A 1,277-nucleotide genomic window follows, 5' to 3' on the forward strand; every position below is an offset into this window, starting at 1 on the left:
TCAGGAAGCGCAACAATGCCAGCAGCGGGAAGGCGCTACCGACGATCACCACCCACAGCCAGCCGCCGTGTTCGTAGACCGCGCTGGCAATCGATGAGCCAAATGCACCGCCGATGAAAATGCTGGTCATGTACAGCGCGTTGAGTCGGCTGCGGCTTTTGGCGTCGAGGGCGTAGATAGTGCGTTGGCCCAGGACCATGTTCATCTGTACACAGAAATCCAGGACCACGCCGGTCACCGCCAGGCCAATCACGCTGTAGATCGGGTGGATGAACGCCGGCAGGAAACTCAGGCTGGCGAATAACATGGCCAGCAGTGAAGCGATCCGGGTATGACCCGCGTCTGCCAAGCGGCCGGCAATGGGTGCGGCGATGGCGCCGATGGCACCGACCAGGGCAAACAGCGCGATCTCCGTCTGGGACAGGCCATGGTTACGGGCCAGTTCCAGCGGCACGGCGGTCCAGAACAGACTGAATGTGGCGAACATGCAGGCCTGGTAGAAGGCCCGTTGCCGCAATTGCGGCTGCTGGCGCAACAAGGTGCCGAGCGAAGCCAGCAACTGGCCGTAGGACGCGCTGTGGTCGGGCTGGCGCTTGGGCACGGTCAACGCCAGGACGACGCTGATGGCCGCCATCAGGGCGGCGGCGATGATAAACATGGCCCGCCAGCCGAAATGATCGGCCACCACGCTGGATACCGGCCGCGCCAGCAGAATCCCCAGCAACAGGCCGCCCATGATCCCACCGACGACCCGTCCCCGGGATTCCTCCGGCGCCAGGTGCGCGGCCAGCGGAATCAGGACTTGTACCGAGACGGAACTGAAACCCACCAGCAGCGAGACCAGCAGGAACACATTGGGCTGATCGGTGAAGGCCGCCCCCAGCAGGCTGGCTATCGCGACCACGGTGGTGAGGATCATCAAGCGCCGGTTTTCCAACAGGTCGCCCAGCGGCACCAGGAAAAACAGGCCCAGGGCATAGCCGATCTGCGTCAGCGAGACGATCAGGCTGGCCATGGTGCTGCTCAGGCCGACGTCGGGTGCGATCAGTTCGATAATGGGTTGGGCGTAGTAGATGTTGGCAACGATGGCGCCGCAGCAGAAAGCAAACAACAGGACCATGCCGCGGGTCAGGGTGCTGCCGGGCGAGGCGGGTGGATGAGCACTCATGGCAATCTCGTCGATCAATTGAAAGGATGGCGTGAGGCTAAAGACTTGCAGGGCTCTGGAACAGGGCTTTGTGGCTGATATCAGTCATGCCTGCGGTTAATGATAGGCA

General features: G+C 62.4%; 1 protein-coding gene. It reads right to left on the reverse strand.

The window, feature by feature from the left end; all coding sequences use genetic code 11:
- Positions 1-1,168: MFS transporter (locus OC610_RS27620; RefSeq protein WP_264432680.1), on the reverse strand; the 1,168-nt coding region annotated here is incomplete at its 3' end.
- Positions 1,169-1,277 lie beyond the last annotated feature (109 nt).

The sequence above is a fragment of the Pseudomonas agronomica genome, assembly GCF_025917275.1.
GTDB lineage: Bacteria > Pseudomonadota > Gammaproteobacteria > Pseudomonadales > Pseudomonadaceae > Aquipseudomonas > Aquipseudomonas agronomica.